At 61.6% G+C, this 21,453-nt stretch carries 20 protein-coding genes; 11 read left to right on the forward strand and 9 right to left on the reverse strand.

Features of this window, described 5'->3' with window-relative positions; translation table 11 throughout:
• The first annotated feature begins 94 nt into the window (after positions 1-94).
• The gene (locus ABNP31_RS25915) at positions 95-1,057 is read left to right on the forward strand and encodes a LysR family transcriptional regulator (protein ID WP_085601081.1); all 963 of its coding nucleotides are present in this window, start codon (positions 95-97) and stop codon (positions 1,055-1,057) included.
• On the opposite strand, the gene ABNP31_RS25920 is transcribed toward ABNP31_RS25915, so the two are convergent.
• Together ABNP31_RS25920 and hexR are read right to left on the reverse strand one after the other, a co-directional pair.
• Positions 999-1,217, reverse strand: a complete 219-nt coding sequence (locus ABNP31_RS25920) for a PA3496 family putative envelope integrity protein (protein ID WP_075046785.1) — start codon at positions 1,215-1,217, stop codon at positions 999-1,001. The two genes, ABNP31_RS25915 and ABNP31_RS25920, sit on opposite strands and share 59 nt — an antisense overlap.
• A gap of 215 nt (positions 1,218-1,432) precedes the next feature.
• Entirely contained in the window at positions 1,433-2,299 is an 867-nt protein-coding gene (hexR, locus tag ABNP31_RS25925; protein ID WP_011536461.1) for a transcriptional regulator HexR, read from the reverse strand.
• A 103-nt stretch (positions 2,300-2,402) separates the two neighbouring features.
• Between hexR and zwf the strand changes: the two genes are divergently transcribed.
• From zwf to ABNP31_RS25950, 5 genes are all read left to right on the forward strand, one after another.
• Complete coding sequence (gene zwf, locus ABNP31_RS25930; RefSeq protein WP_350012878.1) at positions 2,403-3,845, forward strand: glucose-6-phosphate dehydrogenase; 1,443 nt, start codon at positions 2,403-2,405, stop codon at positions 3,843-3,845.
• Positions 3,846-3,933: 88 nt separating this feature from the next.
• Positions 3,934-4,248 carry a hypothetical protein gene (locus tag ABNP31_RS25935; protein ID WP_085588863.1) on the forward strand — a complete coding sequence of 105 codons (315 nt, stop codon included), beginning with the start codon at positions 3,934-3,936 and terminating at the stop codon, positions 4,246-4,248.
• Positions 4,249-4,378: 130 nt separating this feature from the next.
• Positions 4,379-6,565 (forward strand): DNA helicase II, encoded by a 2,187-nt coding sequence (gene uvrD / locus ABNP31_RS25940; protein ID WP_085664247.1) that lies wholly within the window; start codon positions 4,379-4,381, stop codon positions 6,563-6,565.
• Positions 6,566-6,820: 255 nt separating this feature from the next.
• Entirely contained in the window at positions 6,821-7,675 is an 855-nt protein-coding gene (locus ABNP31_RS25945) for a Tim44 domain-containing protein (RefSeq protein WP_085664246.1), read from the forward strand.
• Between the two features lie 114 nt (positions 7,676-7,789).
• Positions 7,790-8,197 (forward strand): SMI1/KNR4 family protein, encoded by a 408-nt coding sequence (locus tag ABNP31_RS25950; protein ID WP_025341149.1) that lies wholly within the window; start codon positions 7,790-7,792, stop codon positions 8,195-8,197.
• Between the two features lie 199 nt (positions 8,198-8,396).
• Here the strand turns inward: ABNP31_RS25950 and ABNP31_RS25955 are convergent, their stop codons facing one another.
• Positions 8,397-10,157, reverse strand: a complete 1,761-nt coding sequence (locus ABNP31_RS25955) for a cation:proton antiporter (protein WP_085615998.1) — start codon at positions 10,155-10,157, stop codon at positions 8,397-8,399.
• A 343-nt stretch (positions 10,158-10,500) separates the two neighbouring features.
• Between ABNP31_RS25955 and ABNP31_RS25960 the strand changes: the two genes are divergently transcribed.
• Positions 10,501-10,986 (forward strand): acyl-CoA thioesterase, encoded by a 486-nt coding sequence (locus ABNP31_RS25960; protein ID WP_238067084.1) that lies wholly within the window; start codon positions 10,501-10,503, stop codon positions 10,984-10,986.
• Here the strand turns inward: ABNP31_RS25960 and pdxY are convergent.
• Positions 10,983-11,855 (reverse strand): pyridoxal kinase PdxY, encoded by an 873-nt coding sequence (gene pdxY / locus ABNP31_RS25965; protein ID WP_238067085.1) that lies wholly within the window; start codon positions 11,853-11,855, stop codon positions 10,983-10,985. The two genes, ABNP31_RS25960 and pdxY, sit on opposite strands and share 4 nt — an antisense overlap.
• A gap of 120 nt (positions 11,856-11,975) precedes the next feature.
• On the opposite strand from pdxY, the gene ABNP31_RS25970 reads away from it, so the two are divergent.
• Positions 11,976-12,368, forward strand: coding sequence for a DUF3301 domain-containing protein (locus tag ABNP31_RS25970; RefSeq protein WP_015272369.1), 393 nt, complete (start codon positions 11,976-11,978; stop codon positions 12,366-12,368).
• On the opposite strand, the gene ABNP31_RS25975 is transcribed toward ABNP31_RS25970, so the two are convergent.
• Genes ABNP31_RS25975 through zigA form a run of 3 tightly spaced genes read right to left on the reverse strand, consistent with a single transcriptional unit; the run spans position 12,369 to position 15,212 of the window.
• Complete coding sequence (locus tag ABNP31_RS25975; RefSeq protein WP_350012879.1) at positions 12,369-13,340, reverse strand: CobW family GTP-binding protein; 972 nt, start codon at positions 13,338-13,340, stop codon at positions 12,369-12,371.
• Between the two features lie 40 nt (positions 13,341-13,380).
• Positions 13,381-14,007, reverse strand: a complete 627-nt coding sequence (locus tag ABNP31_RS25980) for a DUF1826 domain-containing protein (protein WP_350012880.1) — start codon at positions 14,005-14,007, stop codon at positions 13,381-13,383.
• On the reverse strand, positions 14,004-15,212 hold the full coding sequence (zigA, locus tag ABNP31_RS25985) for a zinc metallochaperone GTPase ZigA (protein ID WP_238067087.1): 1,209 nt from the start codon (positions 15,210-15,212) through the stop codon (positions 14,004-14,006). Before zigA ends, ABNP31_RS25980 begins: the two co-directional genes overlap by 4 nt.
• Before the next feature lie 202 nt (positions 15,213-15,414).
• On the opposite strand from zigA, the gene folE2 reads away from it, so the two are divergent.
• Positions 15,415-16,320, forward strand: coding sequence for a GTP cyclohydrolase FolE2 (gene folE2 / locus ABNP31_RS25990; protein ID WP_350012881.1), 906 nt, complete (start codon positions 15,415-15,417; stop codon positions 16,318-16,320).
• On the opposite strand, the gene ABNP31_RS25995 is transcribed toward folE2, so the two are convergent.
• Complete coding sequence (locus tag ABNP31_RS25995) at positions 16,304-16,831, reverse strand: DUF3617 domain-containing protein (RefSeq protein WP_015272374.1); 528 nt, start codon at positions 16,829-16,831, stop codon at positions 16,304-16,306. The two genes, folE2 and ABNP31_RS25995, sit on opposite strands and share 17 nt — an antisense overlap.
• A 132-nt stretch (positions 16,832-16,963) precedes the next feature.
• On the opposite strand from ABNP31_RS25995, the gene cls reads away from it, so the two are divergent.
• Positions 16,964-18,403: a cardiolipin synthase gene (gene cls, locus ABNP31_RS26000; protein ID WP_085616008.1), complete on the forward strand. Its 1,440-nt coding sequence runs from the start codon at positions 16,964-16,966 to the stop codon at positions 18,401-18,403.
• A gap of 141 nt (positions 18,404-18,544) precedes the next feature.
• Here cls and cfaB read toward each other — a convergent pair whose 3' ends face one another.
• Positions 18,545-19,729: a C17 cyclopropane fatty acid synthase CfaB gene (cfaB, locus tag ABNP31_RS26005; RefSeq protein WP_085616010.1), complete on the reverse strand. Its 1,185-nt coding sequence runs from the start codon at positions 19,727-19,729 to the stop codon at positions 18,545-18,547.
• Positions 19,730-19,936: 207 nt separating this feature from the next.
• On the opposite strand from cfaB, the gene lpdA reads away from it, so the two are divergent.
• The gene (gene lpdA, locus ABNP31_RS26010) at positions 19,937-21,337 is read left to right on the forward strand and encodes a dihydrolipoyl dehydrogenase (protein ID WP_350012882.1); all 1,401 of its coding nucleotides are present in this window, start codon (positions 19,937-19,939) and stop codon (positions 21,335-21,337) included.
• Positions 21,338-21,453: the final 116 nt, after the last annotated feature.

Genomic DNA, 21,453 nt, shown 5'->3' on the forward strand with positions numbered 1-21,453 from the left:
TGTAGATTGATAAACAAAAATCAATATTTGTTAGGGGCTGTATTAGCAAAAGCTTATAGTGCGGTAACAAGGTGTTGCCGAAGGGCGGATAAAAATGCGTAAGTCCTTGATGCGTATGACTTTGCGTCAATTGCAGATCTTCAACGAGGTATGCGATTTGCGTTCGTACAGCCGTGCGGCGGAAGAGATGGCGCTGACGCAACCCGCCGTTAGTCTACAGATCCGCCAGCTCGAAGAGCTGATCGGCCAGCCGCTGTTCGAGTACGTGGGCAAGAAGCTCTACCTGACCGAAGCTGCCGAGGCCTTGCAACGCGCCAGCCGCGATATCTTCGGGCGCCTGGAGAGCCTGGACATGCAGCTTTCGGACATGCAGGGTTCATTGCAGGGGCAGTTGAAACTGGCGATCGAATCCAGTGCCAAGTACTTCGTGCCACACCTGTTCGCGGCCTTCAAGCAGCGTCACCCGGAGGTCAACCTGACCCTGACGGTGGTCAATCGCGCCCAGGCCATCCGCCGCCTGTCGGACAACCGCGACGACCTGATCATCATGTCCATGGTGCCGCAGGACATGGGCCTGGAGTTTCTGCCGTTCCTCAACAACCCGATCGTCGCGGTGGCGCCGCCCGAGCACCCGCTGTGCAAGCTGGAGCAACTGCGCCTGCAGGACCTGGAGCCTCATACCCTGCTGGTCCGCGAACAGGGTTCGGGCACGCGCAAGGCTTGCGAGGAATACTTCAAGGACAAGCGCGTGCATTTCACCCAGACCCTGGAGGTGGCCTCGGCCGACGCCCAGCGCGAATGCGTGATCGCCGGCCTGGGCATTGCCTTGCTTACCCGCCATGCGGTCAACCTGGAGCTGGCCACCGGTGTGCTGAGGGAGCTGCCCGTGGAGGAACTACCCCTGTACCGCAGCTGGTGCGTGGTGCAGTCCAAGGCCAAACGGCAGTCGCCGGTGGCCTTGGCCTTCCTGGCGTTCATCCGCAGCGAACGTGCGCTGATCAGCGCACTGGTTGAGCGTTTTTCGGGGAAGCTGCTGCCGACGCCTGCCAGACCGTGAGCTCTTGCAGCTCGGGGTAATCCACTAGTTCGCGGAGCAGTTGACGTTGGTCGCAATAGCTCTCGATCGCGCGGCGGTATTCCATGCGGCGCTGATCCTTTTCCTGCTGCTTGCGAGCCTTGGCGCTGGGTTGGTACGTACCGTCGAAGTCACGAGCCATTGCCTGTCTCCCAGATAGGATGCGGGAGTTTCAGACTGGCTTGAGTGGTTTACGGTTTGGCTGTGGAATGGTGACAAAACAGTGAATTTTTGCTGCCTGTGCTGGCCCTATCGCCGGCAAGCCAGCCCCCACAGGTACTCCACAGGACTCGAGGCCTGTGGTGACTGTGTGGGAGCCCGGCTTGCCGGCGATAGGGCCAGCACAGGCAATGCAGATCAGTCGTCGGTAGCCTTGATCGACTTGGGCGACAAGCGCAGGCTGCGCAAGCTGCGCTTCACACTCTTCAGGTGGTTGACCAGGCTCGGCCCGCGCGCCATGGCCACGCCCATGGCCAGCACGTCGATCACCACCAGGTGGGCGATACGCGAGGTCAGCGGGGTGTAGATTTCGGTGTCTTCATGCACGTCGATCGCCAGGTTGACCGTCGACAGCTCCGCCAGCGGTGTCTGGCTGGGGCACAGGGTTATCAGGTTGGCGCCGCTCTCACGGACCAGGTTGGCGGTGATCAGCAGGTCCTTGGAACGGCCCGACTGGGAAATGCATACCGCCACATCACCCGGCTTCAGGGTCACCGCCGACATCGCCTGCATGTGCGGGTCGGAATAGGCTGCCGCGCTGAGCAGCAGGCGGAAGAACTTGTGCTGGGCATCGGCCGCTACCGCACCGGAGGCGCCAAAGCCATAGAACTCCACACGCTGCGCCTGGGCCATGGCGGTCACCGCCTGCTGCAGCGCCTGCGGGTCGAGGTGCTCGCGCACTTCCATCAGGGTGTGCAGCGTGGTGTCGAAGATCTTCAGGCTGTAGTCGGCGACCGAGTCATCTTCATGGATGGCGAACTGGCCGAAACTGGCCCCCGCAGCCAGGCTCTGCGCCAGCTTCAGCTTCAGGTCCTGGAAGCCCGAGCAACCGATCGCGCGGCAGAAACGCACGATGGTCGGTTCACTGATACCCACGCTGTGCGCCAGGTCGGCCATGGAGCTGTGCATGACGGCAGCCGGGTCGAGTAGCACGTGGTCGGCTACTTTGAGTTCCGATTTGCGCAGCAGGTGGCGCGATTGGGCGATATGTTGCAACAGATTCACAGGCTGGACTCGGTTATGATCGGCTGGCCGGGTTGTAGCTATCTTGTAGTTATACTACATGGACGCCAACCCGCCCAGTTAAACGAACGTGGAGAGTGGTGGTTTGACTATTCCTTGCGACATTCTGGTCTTCGGCGGCACCGGCGATCTGGCCCTGCACAAACTGCTTCCGGCGCTCTACCACCTGTTTCGCGAGGCCCGTCTGAACAACGCCGTGCGCATCATCGCGCTGGCACGACGCAACTTGCCACGTAACGATTATCTCAAGCTCGCCGAACGCCATTGCCGGGCACAAATTGCCCGCAACGACTTCGACGAAGAGGTCTGGCAGCGGTTTTCCGCGCGGGTCGACTATTTCGCCATGGATGCTTCGCAAAGCGCCGACTTCGGCCGCCTGGCGCGCTACCTGGGCGAACCCGGCGGCTTGACGCGCATCTTCTACCTGGCCACCGCCCCCAACCTGTTCGTGCCGATTGCCAAGCACCTGCGTAACGCCGGCCTGGCCGACGCCGAAGCGCGCATCGTGCTGGAAAAGCCGATCGGCCACTCGCTGGAATCGGCTACCGCCATCAACGAAGCGATTGGCGCAGTGCTGGAGGAAAACCAGGTATTTCGCATCGACCACTACCTGGGCAAGGAAACCGTGCAGAACCTGATGGCCCTGCGTTTTGCCAACGCCCTGCTGGAGCCGGTGTGGCGCAACAACCAGGTCGACCACGTGCAGATCAGCGTTTGCGAGACCCTGGGTGTAGAGAATCGCGGCGCCTACTACGACCGCGCCGGGGCGACCCGCGACATGTTGCAGAACCACCTGCTACAGCTGCTATGCCTGGTGGCCATGGAGCCGCCCGCGCAGTTCGAGGCCGAAGCGGTGCGTGACGAGAAGGTGAAGATCTTGCGGGCCCTCAAGCCCATCACTGGCCAGGACGTGCAGGACAAGACCGTACGCGGCCAGTATGGCGCCGGGCGCATCGGCGGCCAGGAAGTGCCGGCCTATTACTTCGAAAAGGACGTCGACAACGACAGCGACACCGAAACCTTCATCGCCATCGAGGCGCACATCGACAATTGGCGCTGGGCGGGCGTGCCCTTCTACCTGCGTACCGGCAAGCGCATGGCACGGCGCTCATCGCAGATCGTCATCCAGTTCAAGCCGGTGCCACACGAGCTTTTCAATGGCGGCCAGGTCAACCAGCTGCTGATCCAGCTGCAACCGGACGAACGCATCAGCCTGCGCCTGATGACCAAGAGCCCGGGCAAGGGCATGCGCCTGGAACCTGTGGACCTGGACCTGAATCTGGCCCAGGTGTTCAGCCAGACCCGCCGCTGGGACGCCTACGAGCGCCTGCTGCTGGATGTGCTGGAGGGCGACTCGACGCTGTTCATGCGCCGCGATGAAGTGGAAGCGGCCTGGGCCTGGATCGACCCGATCATCAAGGGCTGTGAAGAGCACTTCCAGGCACCGCGACCGTACCCGGCAGGCAGTAACGGGCCGGAGCAAGCCAACAGCCTGCTGGCCAGGCACGGCAGGCACTGGCATAGCTGAAGCACTGCCCTGCTCCCGCGGCAGGCGAAAGGGCAGAAAGTAGCCCCAGCGCGCTGGCGCTACTTTCAACCCGAGACAGGAGCAGACAATGGCTACTATCACCAACCTCGTTGCAATCAACGACATCGCCCACGGCAAGCAGGTTTTCAGGGTTCATGGCACCGTTACGGTCGCCTCTCCGGCCATCGAACCGGTGCTGGTCGAGCCCAAGCTGCGCCACCGGGGTGGCTGGGAAGTGCTGGAGCTTCAGCTGCTGGATAGCGGCGCAATCACCCCGCAGGTGCTGACCGAAAAAACCGTGGTTTTCGAACGTGCAGGCGGCACTGGCTGGAAAACCGTGGAGATCATCCATGCCGACGGTTCGCAGCGCTGCGAAATTCGCACCATCGAGGCGATTGACTGAACAGCTACCTGCCAGGCCGCCCGAGCGGTAGCCTGGCACCTGCCATCGGCTCGATGAACGGGCATGCGGCAGGTGAATATTTATACAGTAGAGGTTTGCCCCATTTCCTGCCGCGCCCTAGAATGGCCCGATGCGCACAGACGACCTCTCCCTCCTGCTGAATTCCCTCAACGATGCCCAACGCCAGGCCGTAGCGGCCACGCTCGGGCGTCAACTGGTGCTTGCTGGCGCCGGTTCCGGTAAAACCCGCGTGCTGGTGCACCGCATTGCCTGGCTGATCCAGGTGGAGCAGGCATCGCCGCACTCGATCCTGTCGGTGACCTTCACCAACAAGGCCGCGGCAGAAATGCGCCAGCGGATCGAGCAACTGCTGGGCATCAACCCGGCGGGCATGTGGGTCGGCACCTTCCACGGCCTGGCCCACCGCCTGCTGCGGGCCCACTGGCAGGAAGCACGGCTGGTGCAGAACTTCCAGATCCTCGACAGCGACGACCAGCAGCGCCTGATCAAGCGGGTGATGCGCGAGCTGGGCCTGGACGAGCAGAAATGGCCGGCACGCCAGGCCCAGTGGTTCATCAACGGGCAGAAGGACGAAGGCCTGCGACCACAGCATATCCAGGCCGGGGGCGACCTGTTCCTGTCGACCATGCGCGACGTCTATACCGCCTATGAGCAGGCCTGCGAGCGCGCCGGGGTCATCGACTTCTCCGAGCTGCTGCTGCGCGCCCTGGACCTGTGGCGCGACCACCCGGGCTTGCTGGAGCACTACCAGCGGCGCTTCCGCCACGTGCTGGTGGACGAGTTCCAGGATACCAACGCCGTGCAGTACGCCTGGCTGCGCCTGCTGGCGCGCGGCGGTGACAGCCTGATGGCGGTGGGCGATGACGACCAGTCGATCTACGGTTGGCGCGGTGCCAAGATCGAGAACATTCACCAGTACACTGCCGACTTCCCCGACGCCGAGATGATCCGCCTGGAGCAGAACTACCGCTCCACTGGCGGCATCCTCAAGGCAGCGAACGCGCTGATCGCCAACAACAGCGGGCGCCTGGGCAAGGAGCTGTGGACCGACATGGGCGAAGGCGAACCGCTGACCCTGTATGCGGCCTACAACGAGCACGACGAAGCCCGCTACGTGGTGGAAACCATCGAGAGCCTGGTCAAGCAGGGCAATGCGCGCAACGAGATCGCCATTCTGTACCGCTCCAACGCCCAGTCGCGGGTGCTGGAAGAAGCCCTGCTGCGCGAACGCATCCCCTACCGCATCTACGGTGGCCAGCGCTTCTTCGAGCGCGCCGAAATCAAGAACGCCATGGCTTACCTGCGGCTGATCGAAGGCCGTGGCAACGATGCAGCCCTGGAGCGGGTGATCAACGTGCCGCCACGTGGCATTGGCGAAAAAACCGTCGAAGCCATCCGCGAGCACGCCCGCCACAGCCAGGTGTCGATGTGGGAGGCCATGTGCCAGCTGCTCGCCGCCAAAGCCCTGAAAGGCCGCGCGGCCAGTGCCCTGGGTGCGTTCATCGAGCTGATCGAGGGGTTGGCGGCGAAGGTCGTGGACATGCCACTGCATACCATGACCCAGACCACCATCGAGCAGTCCGGGCTGATCATCTATCACCAGGAAGAAAAGGGTGAGAAGGGCCAGGCACGGGTAGAAAACCTTGAGGAACTGGTCAGCGCAGCGCGCAACTTCGAATCCACCGAAGAAGACGCCGACCTCTCGCCACTCTCGGCGTTCCTCGGCCACGCCTCGCTCGAGGCAGGCGATGCCCAGGCCGACGAGCATGAAGACAGCGTCCAGCTGATGACCTTGCACAGCGCCAAGGGCCTGGAGTTCCCGTATGTGTTCCTGGTGGGCATGGAAGAAGGCCTGTTCCCGCACAAGATGAGCCTGGAGGAGCCTGGCCGCCTGGAAGAGGAACGCCGCCTGGCTTATGTGGGCATCACCCGCGCCATGCGCCAGCTGGTCATGACCTACGCCGAAACGCGTCGCCTGTATGGCAGCGAGACCTACAACAAGGTGTCACGTTTCGTACGCGAAATTCCGGCAGGCCTGGTTCAGGAAGTGCGCCTGTCCAACAGCGTCAGCCGCCCGTTCGGCGGGGCCAAGACGGCCACGAACAGCAACCTGTTCGCCAATGCCAGCATTCCGCAGACCCCGTTCAATCTGGGCCAGCGTGTTCAGCATGCGGTGTTTGGCGAGGGTGTGATCCTCAACTTCGAAGGCTCCGGCGCCCAGGCGCGGGTGCAGGTGAATTTTGCCGAAGGCAGCAAGTGGCTGATGCTGGGGTATGCCAAGCTCGAGGCCATCTAAAAGCCTGCGCGGTCCCTTGTAGGAGCGGCCTTGTGTCGCGATAGGGCCGCAAAGCGGCCCCACAATCGTGGCGTTGACACTGATATCTCGGGGCTGCTTCGCAGCCCTATCGCGACACAAGGCCGCTCCTACAGGTCCGTCATAAGCACCTTGTAACATTCAGGCAAAAGCTCGAAACATTATGTCGCTGGTCATGTGCCCGGGAACCTGTGCACCATGACGCGCGTGCAATCCACAACAGGGGATATCCCACTTATGCAACGTTTTCTTAGCATCGCTCTGGCGCTCTGCGTCGGCCTGACGCTGAGCCTGGACGCCAACGCCAAGCGTTTTGGCGGCGGCAAGAGCTCGGGCTCCGCGCCTATTCACCAGACCCGCCAGGCCACGCCAACCACGCCTGCCGCCGCGCCGACCGCACCTGGCCGTGCCGCCCCGGCCGCCAGCGGTGCTTCGCGCTGGTTGGGCCCTCTGGCCGGCCTCGCCGCCGGTGGCCTGCTGGCTTCCATGTTCATGGGCGACGGTTTCGAAGGCTTCCAGATCATGGACTTCCTGATCGTGGCGCTCATCGCCTTCCTGGTGTTCCGCTTCATCGCCGCGCGCCGTCGCCAGCAGCAGCCGCAAATGGCCATGCCGGGCCATGCGCCGATGCAGCGTGAAGCTCACGCGCAGCCTGCCCAGCCGTCGATCTTCGGTGGTTCGGCCGCACCTGCTGCCGCAGCCGCCCCGGTGATCACCGCCCCGGCCTGGTTCAACGAGCAGAACTTCCTGGCTGCTGCCCGTAACCACTTCCAGGCGCTGCAGCAGCACTGGGACGCCAACGAGATGGACAAGATCGCCGAGTTCGTCACCCCGCAGATGCTCGAGTTCCTCAAGCGCGAGCGCGCCGAACTGGGTGATGGCTTCCAGTCCACCTACATCGACAACCTCGAGGTACAGCTGGACGGTGTCGACGACCGCGCCGACCGTACCGACGCCACCCTGACCTTCCGTGGCGTGTCGAAGAACTCGCGCTTCGACCAGGGCGAAGTGTTCAGCGAAAGCTGGCACATGGTTCGCGCCCAGGGCGAAAACCAGCCTTGGCTGGTGGCCGGTATCCGTCAAAACGGCTAACCGCTGCGTGCTGCACAAAAAACCCCGGGCCTGTCCCGGGGTTTTTGCTTTTGCCAGAGTGGCCTACTAGGGTATAACGCGCAGCGTTGTCATCTAGGTCAGAGGAAGTGAACCGTGGAAGAAGTGATCGAACAACTCCGTGAAGCCAACGAGCCAGTGCCGGTGCCCCTTGAGCTTCCCGACGAGGACCAGCTGGTCGAGATCGAAGAAGAGCTGTTCATCAACATTCCGTTCGTGTTCAAAGAGTTCCTGCTGACCGTCAGTGACGTGGTGTATGGCTCACTGGAGCCGGTGACCGTTACCGACCCACAGTCGCATACCTACCTGCCAGAAGTCGCCGCCAACGCCTGGGATGCCGGCGTGCCACGTGACCTGATTCCGCTGTGCCAGGACGGCGACAACTACTACTGCGTCGAAGAGGATGGGACCGTGGTGCTGTGGGATGCCGAAGAGGAAATCGTCGGTGAAGACAGCTGGGAATCGGTGTGGCACTGGGCGCGGGATGTCTGGCTGGAGAGCTGATTCCAACCTCTGATTTGATGCTGCCTGTGCCGGCCTCTTCGCGGGTAAACCCGCGAAGAGGCCGGCACAGGAATAGGAAAAATTATGGCCTAGTGCCATCAACGTAGTCAAAATCGCCAGGCTTTCTGCGCTTGGCGACATCGCTACCGCTCCATCCCCTCGGACGACGGTGAAATCTTGCGCAGGGAGTATTGCCCCCTCAGTGCGTATTCTCGCGGCTGTTCTCCAGCGTCTCCAGCAAGGCAATCTGCATGCGCGTATGCACGCGGATAAACCAGCGCCACAGCAAGGCCACCACCACCGCAGCCACCACGGCAATCACCAGCAGCAGCTCGCTGGTGGGCAGAATGCTCGCCGACAGCGCCGAGAGCAGCAGGAAAATCACCAGCAGCGACAACAGCGGGATCACCTCGGCAATCACACGGCGCACGCGCTGGGTATGCCGCCCGGCCGTTTCCGGCTTGACGCCCATCTCTGCCAGTAGCATCGACAGCGCCTTGAGCTTTCGATAGGCGGCAATCAGGAATGGCAGCGACAGCAATAGCGCTGCGCCCCAGATCAGCGCTTTCTGTTGGCTGGCATCGCTGACCCACTCGCTGAGCCAGTTGCCGATCCGCCCGGCGAAATAGCCACCACTGAAGAAGATGGCGATCACCAGCGCCAGGTTCACCCCAACCTGCAACAGGATGCGCCGGATCATCGCCGCGAGCATGGCGCCCTCGCCCTGCGGCTGGATGCTGCGCAACCATTCGCCATACAACGACAGCACCCGCGCCAGGCGGCTGGGCACCACCTTGCCCAGCTTGAGCGACAGCGGGTCGGCGGCACGGATCAGGTAGGGTGTCAGCAGCGTGGTGATTGCCGATACCGCCACAGCCACCGGGTAGAGGAAGTCGCTGGTCACCTGCAGGGTCATGCCCAGCGCGGCGATGATGAAGGAAAACTCGCCAATCTGCGAAAGCCCCATGCCCACCCGCAGCGATGTACGCCCGTCATTTCCGGCAATGAACGCGCCCATGCCACACGACAACATCTTGCCCAATACCACCGCCAGGGTAATGACCACGATTGGCCAGGCGTAGTCGATCAGCACCTGGGGGTCGATCATCAGGCCGATGGCGACGAAGAAGATGGCGCTGAACAGGTCGCGTACCGGTTCGATCAGGCTCTCGATCTTCAGCAACTGGCGCGATTCGGCCATGATCGCGCCAATCAGGAAGGCGCCAAGCACCATGCTGTACTCGAGCTTCACCACCAGCAGGCAGAAGCCGAAGCACAGGCCCAATACGGTTATCAGCAGCATCTCGTTGCTTTCGAACTTGGCCACGTAGGCCAGCAGGCGCGGCACCAGCAGGATGCCGATGACCAGCGCAACGATCATGAACAGCGACAGCTTGCCGACAGTGGAGAACACCTCGCCCGAGCTGACCGTGCCGCTGACGGCAATGCCCGACAGCAGGGCGATGATGCCGATACCGAGGATGTCCTCGACGATCAGCACGCCGAATATCAGCTGGGCGAAACGCTCGTTCTTCATCTTCAGGTCGTTGAGCGCCTTGACGATGATGGTGGTCGAGGAAATCGCCAGGATGGCGCCGAGGAACAGCGAATCCATGGTGTTCCAGCCGAACCAGCGGCCGATCTCGAAGCCGATCCAGATCATCAGCACGATTTCCAGGAACGCCGCGATGAACGCCGTGGCGCCTACCTTGAACAGCTTGCGCAGGCTGAATTCGAGCCCCAGGCAGAACATCAGGAAGATCACCCCCAGCTCGGCGAGGGTCTTGATGGTGTCTTCGTCGTGGATCAGGCCGAACGGTGGGGTGTGCGGGCCGATGATGAAGCCAGCGACGATGTAGCCCAGCACCACGGGCTGCTTGAGGCGGTGGAAGAGAATGGTGACCACGCCAGCAACCAGCATGATGACTGCCAGGTCCTGGATGAAGCTGATGGCATGCATGGCGTGATACTCCTTTTCTCGTCCGTTGCTGGATGCCTGGGCAGACCGCTCCTCTGCCAAGGCAACCCTGAGCGAGCAGCAAGTACATACTGTTTTGAATGCAGGAAAAGCCCATGTTGCATGGGTGTAGTCAGGTTAACATCGCACCCCGCCGCAAAAAGGCGGTGCAATATGCAGAAACAGATCGGCTGGAAAAGCGCCGCTGATGGCATGATCGGCGTGACGATGGAGCGTCAGCCAACGTCCCGTACCAGGAAGGCAAATTCAAAAGAGGGGAACAGAAGTGTCTGCAGATAATGCCCCCCATTCGCCCGATTCAGCGCAACCTCACCGTGAGCACACTATGGAACCTGGAAACGCCCAGCTGAGCATGACCGTCCTGATGACCCCGGACATGGCCAACTTTTCTGGCAACGTACATGGCGGCACCCTGCTCAAGTACCTCGACGAAGTGGCCTATGCGTGCGCCAGCCGCTATGCCGGCACCTATGTAGTCACCCTGTCGGTCGACCAGGTGATCTTCCGTGAGCCGGTGCACGTGGGTGAACTTGTGACCTTCCTGGCGTCGGTCAACTACACCGGCAACACTTCGATGGAGGTGGGCATCAAGGTGGTGACCGAGAACATCCGCGAGCGCTCGGTGCGCCATTCCAACAGCTGCTTCTTCACCATGGTCGCGGTCGACGACAACCGTCGCCCGGTGCAGGTGCCGCCGCGCCAGCCGCAAAGCAGTGAAGAAAAGCGCCGCTTCCTGCAGGGCCAGCAGCGCCGACAGATCCGCCAGGAGCTGGAAAAGCGCTACCAGGACCTGAAAACCGACGCGATTTAAAGCGCCAGCAGCTGTGCCTCGAAGCGTACCCTTGGGTGCGCAATGCGGTCCTGGGCCCGCACCAGCTGCAGTTCATAGCTGGAGCAGGCCTGGGTTTCGAGCAGCACTTCGTGTACGGCCGCAGCGGTGAATTCGAACGCCTGCACCCAGCCGTCGCCGAGCAGAACGCGGGCCAGGAACAGGCCTGAAGTCAGGTCACCCACCCCTACCGGCTGCCGCGGGAACGCCAGCAGCGGGCGGCGCAGGTGCCAGCTTTGCTCGGCGGTCACCAGCAGCATCTCGAACTGGTCTTCGGCGCGCCCGGGGTAGGCCAGGTGCTTGACCAGCACCACCTGCGGCCCGCGCTGCAACAGGCTGCGCGCCATGTTCACGCAGTCCTCCAGCGACTGCGCTCGGCGGCCACAGAAGCTGTCCAGCTCCAGCTGGTTGGGGCACAGGATGTCAGCCCTGGCAGCCGCCTCGTCGAGCAGAAACTCGCTGACTTCCGCTGGCACGATGCAGCCCTTCTCAGGGTGCCCCATGACCGGGTCGCAAAGGTACAAAGCCTTTGGGTTGACTGCCTTGATCCGCTCGACGCCGGCCAGAATCGCCCGACCTTGTTCGGCGCTGCCCAGGTAACCGGACAGCACCGCGTCGCAATGGCCCAGTTCGCCGATGTTGGAAATGCCTTCCACCAACGCAGGAATTTGCGCGGGGGCAAGCACTTCACCCGCCCACTGGCCATACTGTGTGTGATTGGAGAACTGCACGGTATTGAGCGGCCACACATTGACCCCGATACGCTGCATGGGAAACACCGCGGCGCTGTTGCCGGCGTGGCCGAACACCACGTGGGACTGGATGGCGAGCAGGTGCGGGGTACGTTTCATGCGGGAGGTTTCCAAAGCTGTTTCAGGGATTGTGCGCAACGCAGTATGAACTCGATTGCCACCTGTACGACAGGCCAGGGACGCAGTTAAGCTGGATCGACCTGTTTGGAGCATACGCAAATGTTGACCCTGGAAAACCTCTTCGTCCTGATGCTGGTCGCCACGGCAGGCGCCTGGTTGTGGCACAACCACGGGTTGCGCGAGAAAGCCCTGGAACGGGTCAAACAGCATTGCGCCAAGCTCGACCTCGAACTGCTCGACGACGCGGTCGCTCTCAAGCGTATCGCCTTTGTCCGTGACGCCAACGGCCGCAAGCGCCTGGCGCGCGTCTACGCATTCGAGTTCACCGTCACGGGCGAACAGCGCCACCCCGGTACCGTGACCCAGTTCGGCGCCCACAGCGTGCAGATTGAACTGGCGCCCTACCCGTTCGAGATCAAGACCCCACCACGCACCGACAATGTCATCGAGATGCAGCAGTGGCGCCAGGAGCACAACCGCTGGCGCAACTGATCAGCTGACACGACATTCGCTTAACCCGGCCTGCAGCGCGGATTGCGATTGCGGCTGGTCGAAAATCAGCTCGATACGCGTATCCCTGCGCCAGTCGCTTGGCTGCCAGGCAGGCATGTCCCCATTCAGGCCATTGAATGATTGCCAGCCCTCCACGCTGTGGATAACCCCCTTCGCGCGCCGCCACGGCCAAGCCCGCAAGAACGCCTGCAGCCGCTGTGGATAAAACTGCTGGCCAGGGTGCCAGCGCCAGCCGATGCTCCAACCTCCCTCCCCCTGCTGGGCAAGACAGATAGGCTGCCCGGGATCTGCCCATAGCGCTGCCGGTGGATTTACAAGATTGTCGACAATCCTGTTATCCACAACCGAGCTGTCGACAATGCCATTGGTTACAGCCGGAAGGTCCGACAAGGGCAACCTACCTTGGACAGTCCAGAAGATTTTCTTTCCATAAAATTTATTAGTTATCAACAACTTAGTGCTTTGATCCACAGCCTCTGATTTGTTCAAGACAACGCTTTCAGCAGCATCGAACGCCTGCTGTTGAGCCTCCGTAAGCTGCTCGTTCCGGACCATCGACTGCGCGTCCACGACTATCAGCAATGGCTGTATTGTCAGCACTCCAGCCCAAGGGGCTTTTTGCAACTGAGCGAGCAACTGCAAGGGATGACCCAGCCCGGACGGCTCGATGAACAGCCGGTCAGGGCGGGATTTGCGCAGCAGTCGGCCCAGGCCCACCTGGAACGGCATGCCATTGACGCAGCACAGGCAGCCACCTGCGACCTCGCCGATGGCGATGCCGTCTTCGTCACGGCTGAGCAAGGCCGCATCCAGGCCTACCAGGCCGAATTCGTTGATCAATACCGCCCAGCGCTCATTGGCCGGGCGCTGGGCCAGCAGGTGACGGATCAGGGTGGTCTTGCCGGCCCCCAGCGGGCCGGCAATCACGTGGGTGGGAATGTTCTGCAGCATGGGGCGGCTTCGGGCGATGGTGATGCCTCACTATGCGCTGTCAGGCCAGCCAGTCAAGGCTGAGCATCAGGCGCCCCAGCTGCCCCGACGGCGAACGATGCACCAGACCCGCACCTTCGTTGCCCTGCCACTTCTCACCTTTGAGCACAGCCACGTCGCCAGCTTGCAGGTGCTGAACGTTATCCACAGGCGGTATTGCTGTGTGTAAGTTGCCACGAGGGCTCGCGTCCTCTTTCAACCACTCGCTACCTGGGCCTGCGTAGGTAGTGAGCAGACGCAGCGGAACGTTATCCACATGGAAGCGCGGGCACATCGGGCCTGTCAGTACCCGCAGGCGCAAACCGACCCGCTGCGCACCCACCAGGCAGGTATAGGCCGCCACCAGCCAAGCCACATCCGCCACGAATGCCTCATAGCCGTGCAAGTCGGCCGCTTCGCGCAAGAGTTCGGTGAATACCGGCATGTGCTGCTCGTCCACATCGATGACGCGCTGGTCTGCCAAGGGCTGGCCGAGGCTGACTACCAGGGCGGCAAAGTCCTCCAGTTGTGGCGGCAAGCGTCGGCGCCATACCGCCAGGTTCACGCCATCCTGCAGCACATCGGTCAGCACCTGCGGTGTCTCGCCAAATACCTGGAAAATATCCACAGGCTTGCGTGCAGGGTTCATGCTGCCGCCTCCTCATGCCATGGACCGAACGGATCGGGCAGGCGCAACCAGCCCATGTGCCCCAATTCCATTTCCTGATCGGTCAAAAGGCATGCATCGAGTGCTGTGGATAATTTTTCGAAGTCGATATTCTGCCCGATGAACACCAGTTCCTGGCGGCAGTCACCGCTCTCGGCAACCCAGTTCTTCAAGATCGCGGTGGTGTTATCCACATCCTGTGGCCACTGCTCGCGTGGCACGAAACGCCACCAGCGGCCCGCCAGGCCATGGCGCATCATGCCGCCTGCCTGCGACCAGCTGCCGGCCTCCTGGTATTTGCTGGCCAGCCAGAAAAAGCCTTTGGAACGCAGCAGTCGGCCATTGCTCCAAGGCGTGTGGATAAAATCGAAAAAGCGCTGTGGATGAAGGGGGCGCCGGGCCTGCCAGGTGGTGGCGGCAATGCCGTACTCTTCGGTTTCCGGCACATGCTCGCCGCGCAACTCTTGCAGCCAGCCCGGTGCCTGGGCGGCCTGGTCGAAGTCGAACAGGCCGGTGTCAAGGATGCGTTCCAGCGGTACCTGGCCCATGACCATGGGCACGATCTGCGCCCGGGCATTGAGGCTGCGCAGAATGGCCATGAGCTCTTCGCGCTCGTGCTGGCTGATCAGGTCGATCTTGCTCAGCAACAGTACATCGGCGAACTCGACCTGCTCGATCAGCAAGTCACTGATCGAGCGCTCGTCCTCCTCACCAAGGGTTTCGCCACGGCTGGCCAGGCTGTCTGCTGCCTGGTAATCACGCAGGAAGTTCAAGCCATCGACCACAGTGACCATGGTGTCCAGACGCGCCATGTCGGACAGGCTGCGGCCCTGTTCGTCGCGGAAGGTGAAGGTCTCGGCCACCGGCAGTGGCTCCGAGATCCCCGTGGACTCGATCAGCAAATAATCGAAACGCCCTTCTTCGGCCAGCCGCGCCACCTCCTCGAGCAGGTCTTCACGCAACGTGCAGCAGATGCAGCCATTGCTCATCTCCACCAGCTTCTCCTCGGCACGGTTGAGGCTTACATTGCGCTGCACCTCGCTGGCATCAATGTTGATTTCGCTCATGTCATTGACGATGACCGCAACCCGCAGGTTGTTGCGGTTACGCAGCACATGGTTGAGCAAGGTGCTCTTGCCGGCGCCAAGGAAGCCGGACAGCACGGTGACAGGGAGACGGTTGGACATGGCGAAACCTCTTCAGGCGAGCGCATTCGAAACGATGCATTGCACAATGTTATAAAGTAACAATACAATTTCGCCAAGCCGTTCGTGACGAACGAGTGCCCACCGGGAGGAGAAATGGACCCGCCACGTGCCAGGGTGCCCCTCCCGGCATTGCAGCTTGATCGGTGGTGGCCGCTGATCTCCCTTTTGTTTGGAATACCAGATGACTCAGCTCAAGCTCCCCGACATTGCCGCACAAACCCATGAATACGCCTTGCCTTTGAACTGGGTGGGTATGTGCGGGATCGCCCAACCCGTGCAGTTCGAGGGGCGCACAGCAGCTGCCACTGTCGATGCTGGCGTTAGCCTGGTAGACGGCAGCTCACGCGGTATCCATATGTCGCGGCTTTATCTCGCCCTGGAGTCGTTGGCGCATCAGCCCCTGACGCCGCTCACCATCCACCAGCTGCTGACTGACTTCCTCAGCAGCCACGAAGGCCTTTCCTCCGCAGCCTATCTGCGTTTGCGCTTCGAGCATCTGCTAAAAAGGCCTGCATTGATCAGCCCGCTGGAGGGTTGGAAAAGCTATGCCGTCACAGTCGATGCAAGGATCGAAAATGAAATGTTCCACGTGGAACTATCCGTTTCCGTCCCTTACTCCTCGACCTGCCCATGCTCGGCTGCACTTGCACGGCAGCTGATTCAGCAGCAGTTCCAGGCGCATTTCAGCGCCGAGCAGGTCGACAAATCTGCAGTTCTACAGTGGCTTGGCAGCGCCGAAGGCATCGTAGCGACGCCCCATAGCCAACGTAGTAGCGCGCAAATCCAGGTAAGACTGCGCAGCAATCAGCAGGTACTGCCAATCACCGAGTTGATCGACCGCATAGAAGCAAGCCTGGGGACAGCGGTGCAGACCGCAGTGAAGCGCGCAGACGAACAAGCCTTTGCCTTGGCCAACGGCCAGAACCTGATGTTCTGCGAAGACGCCGCACGACGCCTGCACAAGGCGCTACGGCAAATGGAATGGAGCACGGCCTTCAAGCTGCGCGTGGAACATGCAGAAAGCCTGCATGCCCACGATGTTGTTGCGACCAGCCAGTGGCAATGGGATGTCAGCTGCGCGGCTTGACCGAGCCGCAGTCATTACCCAACCACACGGCACGGGTGTTCATGCTGCCTTGCTGCTGTACACCCGAGGCGTTGAACGTTCCATTGACCTGGGTGGTGAATTCCCGGTCACTGAGGAATGTCGCCTGGCCGCTGCCCTGCGCTTTGGGGCAGCTGAACTGAAATTTCCACACATTGCCGGTGCGGTCGGTGATCTTCTGGGTACACCCTGACTTCGGATCCTGCAGCGGGATATCGTTGGTTGCCACTTGTTCTGGCGTCAGGCACGAGCGCACCCCCTTACCCCCAACAGTCACTCCCTGCTTGGCCAGCACCCCTTCCATCATCGCACGCTGCTCTGGCGGCAGGTTCTTCAACTGGCCGAGCATGAACTCCATGTCGGGTAACGGCTTGCCATCGACCTGCATGTTGCTGGTGGTCAGCTCCCACAAACCTGGCTGTAGCATCTGAGCATGCACCAGCGGGCTGCTCACACCTAGGGCCAACGCCAACAGTGGCAGACGAATCTTCATGGACGAACGCTCCTGGAAAAAAGCCGGCCAAGCGGGCCGGGCTGAGCCTTAGACGCCAAATCCACCTGCAGGTTGCAAGGCGGACCGGGAACGTGTTCTGTTACTCAAGTGTACTCGGCAAGCAGGATGCATATGGACTACCACAGCCCCTACTTCTTCGGTTACCTACTCGGCCTGGTTCACCTGCTGGGTATCGTCGCCGCACTGCACGCACTGTTCACCGTGCGCACTGCCCAAGGCGCAATCGCCTGGGCCATGCCGTTGTTCTTCATCCCCTACCTCACCCTGATCCCTTACCTGATCTTTGGTGCGCGCTCGTTCTATGCCTACATCAAGGCCCGGCGCCAGGCCAACCAGGAAATGCATGTGGCCATGGCCAACCTCAACTGGCGGCCTTGGGTAGAAGAAGCCCTTACCGCCCGCGAGTCGGAAAGCTATGCGGCGTTGCGCGCCATGCCCAAGCTCGGGCGCATGCCCTGCCTTGCCAATAACGAGGTGAAGCTGCTGATCGATGGCAAGGCAACATTCGATGCAATATTCGCCGCCATCGAAAAAGCCCGCGACGTAGTGTTGGTGCAGTTCTTCATCATCCATGACGACAACCTTGGCAAAGCGCTGCAGCAACTGCTGCTGCGCAAGGCCGCCGAGGGGGTGCGGGTGTTCGTGCTGTATGACCGTGTCGGCAGCCACGCCTTGCCGGCAAGCTACAGCCAGTTGCTGCGCGACGGTGGTGTACAGATTCATGCCTTCGCAACCCGTCGTGGCTGGTTCAACCGCTTCCAGGTGAACTTCCGTAACCACCGCAAGATCGTGGTGGTGGATGGCTTGCTCGGTTTCATCGGCGGGCACAACGTGGGCGATGAGTACCTCGGTGGCCACCCGCAGCTCTCACCCTGGCGCGACACCCATGTGCAGATCAGCGGGCCGGTGCTGGCCTGCCTGCAGGAATCGTTCGCCGAAGACTGGTACTGGGCCACGCGCCAGCTACCACCGCTGATTCTGCCGGATGCCTACCCGGACAACGGCGTGCTTTGCCAAGCCTTGGCCAGCGGCCCGGCCGACCCACAGGAAACCTGCTCGCTGTTCTTCCTTGAGGCGATCCATTCAGCCTCCCGGCGCGTGTGGATCACCAGCCCGTACTTCATCCCCGACGAGGCGGTTTTCGCCGCGTTGCGTTTGGCGGTACTGCGTGGGGTCGATGTGCGAGTGCTGATTCCGTCACGCCCAGACCATCGCATCGTCTATGCCGCTTCCAGCCTTTTCGCCTTCGAAGCGGTACGTGCGGGTGTGCGCATGTTCCGCTACCAACCGGGCTTCCTGCATCAGAAGGTGGTGCTGGTGGATGACGATGTCAGCGCGATCGGCAGTGCCAACCTGGACAACCGCTCGTTCCGCCTGAACTTCGAAATCACCCTGCTGACAGTCGACCGCGGCTTCGCTGACCAGGTCGAGAACATGCTGAACAATGACTTTGAACAGGCACGGGAAATTACTGCGGAGGACAGCCGCGATACTCATCGGCTGCAGCAACTGGGGATGCGGATTGCGCGGCTGATTTCGCCGATTCTCTGATGCGCCTGCGCCCGTTGCAGGGTATCGCGGACCTTGTGGGAGCGGGTTTACCCGCGAAGACGTCAGTGGCTGTACCGACGCATTCGCGGGTAAACCCGCTCCCACAGGGTATGGTGGCGCGCTTGCATGCTTTGGAGCAATTCAGCGATACAGGTCTTCACGCGTCCAAGGCAGGTCATGGTGCCCATCGGCGTACGGCTTCACGGCCAGGATCTGATGCAGGTTGATCCACCCCTTCTGGAAGGCATAGGCACACCCGGCCAGGTACAGGCGCCAGATGCGCAAAGTCTTCTCGGGCACCAGCGCCGCCGCCTTGTGCAGCTGGTTCTCCAGGTTCTCGCTCCAGTGGTGCAAGGTCTTGGCGTAGTGCAAACGCAGGCTTTCCACGTCTACCACCTCCAGGCCCGCTTCACAGATGCTGGCACTGATCATCGACAGGTGCGGCAGCTCGCCATGGGGGAAGACGTAGCGATCGATGAACTCGCCAGCGCCACGCCCGACCGGGCGGCCATCGACATGCTTGGCGGTGATACCGTGATTCATCACCAGCCCCCCTTCCCTCACGGCACCGAACAGCTTCTGGCTATACAGCGCCAGGTTGGCATGCCCGACATGCTCGAACATGCCAACGCTGACAACCTTGTCGAAGCGGCCATCCTGAGGCAGGTCGCGGTAGTCGAGAATCTGCAGGTCGACCTTGTCGGCCAACCCCTCTGCCTTCACCCGCTCGCGACCGAGCTTGAGTTGCTCCTTGCTCAAGGTGATACCAAACACCTTGGCGCCATATTCGCGAGCAGCGAAACGCGCCAGCCCGCCCCATCCGCAGCCGACGTCGAGCAGGTACTCTCCTGCATCCAGGCGCAGCTTGCGGCACAGATGATCGAATTTGTCCTGCTGTGCCTGATCCAGCGTGTTGTCCGGCTCGCGGAAGTAGGCGCACGAGTAGGCCATGTCCTGATCCAGCCATAGCTGGTAGAACTCGTTGGAAACATCGTAATGGTAGGAAATGGCTTCGGCGTCGGTGCTCTTGTCATGGGCCCGGCGCTCCGGTGGAGCGTCGTCCTCATCGGTCAGTAGCGCTTCGCTCAGCTCATCGCATACGCGGATGGCCTCACCAATATCGCCCTCCAGCTCCAGCTTGCCTTCGACGAAAGCTGTGCCCAGCTGGTCCATGCTCGGGTGGCTCAACTGGCTGATCAGCTGTGGCTCCTTGACCAGGATAGTGACCTGCGGGCTAGGCCCCAGATCGAACTGGTTACCGTCCCACAGTTTCAGCCGCAGCGGCAGATGCAGGCTTTGCAGTGCCGGTGGAAGTTGCGCAAGCATGAACGACCCTCCTGTCCGTATTTGGCCACGACGCCTGATATTTCGAACGTCGCCGGATCAGAGTAGTTCATTCGTGGGATGTTTCCTCTAAACGAGACCATGGTCTAGAACCAACTGATCTTATCCACGCAGCAGATTGTATACAATTTTTGCGTCTCAGCTTAACCTTGTGCCCCTCTTGCGCTTCTTCATCCTGGAGTTGAACCCATGAAATCCTATGACGTGGTGATCATCGGCGGTGGCCCTGGCGGCTACAACGCAGCCATCCGCGCCGGCCAACTGGGCCTGAGCGTAGCCTGCGTGGAAGGCCGCTCGACCTTGGGTGGCACCTGCCTGAACGTGGGCTGCATGCCCTCCAAGGCGCTGCTGCATGCTTCCGAGCTGTATGAAGCCGCCAGTGGTGACGAGTTCGCCCACCTCGGTATCGAAGTCAAACCTAACCTCAACCTCGCCCAGATGATGAAACAGAAGGACGAGAGCGTGACCGGCCTGACCAAGGGCATCGAGTACCTGTTCCGCAAGAACAAGGTCGACTGGATCAAGGGCTGGGGCCGCCTGGATGGCGTCGGCAAGGTCGTGGTCAAGGCTGAGGACGGTAGCGAAACCGCATTGCAGGCCAAGGACATTGTCATTGCCACCGGCTCCGAACCTACGCCCCTGCCGGGCGTGACCATCGACAACCAGCGCATCATCGACTCGACCGGCGCGCTGTCGCTGCCACAGGTGCCCAAGCACCTGGTCGTCATCGGCGCCGGCGTGATCGGCCTTGAGCTGGGTTCGGTATGGCGCCGCCTGGGCAGCCAGGTCACGGTCATCGAATACCTCGACCGCATCTGCCCGGGTACCGACGAAGAAACCGCCAAGACCCTGCAGAAGGCCCTGGCCAAGCAAGGCATGGTGTTCAAGCTGGGCAGCAAGGTGACCCAGGCCAGCGCCAGCGCCGATGGCGTGAACCTGACCCTGGAGCCGGCCGCCGGTGGCACCGCAGAAACGCTGCAAGCTGACTATGTACTCGTCGCCATCGGACGACGCCCCTATACCAAAGGGCTGAACCTGGAAAGCGTGGGCCTGGAAACCGACAAGCGCGGCATGCTCGGCAACGACCACCACCGCACTTCCGTGCCGGGTATCTGGGTGATTGGCGACGTCACCTCCGGCCCGATGCTGGCGCACAAAGCCGAAGACGAAGCGGTGGCCTGCATCGAACGCATCGCCGGCAAGCCCCACGAGGTCAACTACAACCTTATCCCTGGCGTGATCTACACCCGCCCGGAGCTGGCCACCGTGGGCAAGACCGAAGAGCAGCTCAAGGCCGAAGGGCGTGCCTATAAAGTCGGCAAGTTCCCGTTCACGGCCAACAGCCGGGCCAAGATCAACCACGAGACCGAAGGCTTCGCCAAGGTCATCGCCGATGCCGAGACCGACGAAGTGCTGGGTGTGCACCTGGTAGGCCCAAGTGTCAGCGAGATGATCGGTGAGTTCTGCGTGGCCATGGAGTTCTCGGCCTCGGCGGAAGACATCGCCCTCACCTGCCACCCCCACCCGACCCGCTCCGAGGCCTTGCGCCAGGCAGCGATGAATGTGGACGGGATGGCGATGCAGATTTGAGGTGAGATAGCCGGGGGGCTGCTTTGCAGCCCATCGCGACACAAGGCCGCTCCTACAGGAAATTGCGTTCTCCTGTAGGAGCGGCCTTGTGTCGCGATGGGGCGCAAAGCGCCCCT

It is taken from the genome of Pseudomonas asiatica (assembly GCF_040214835.1).
GTDB lineage: Bacteria > Pseudomonadota > Gammaproteobacteria > Pseudomonadales > Pseudomonadaceae > Aquipseudomonas > Aquipseudomonas putida_Z.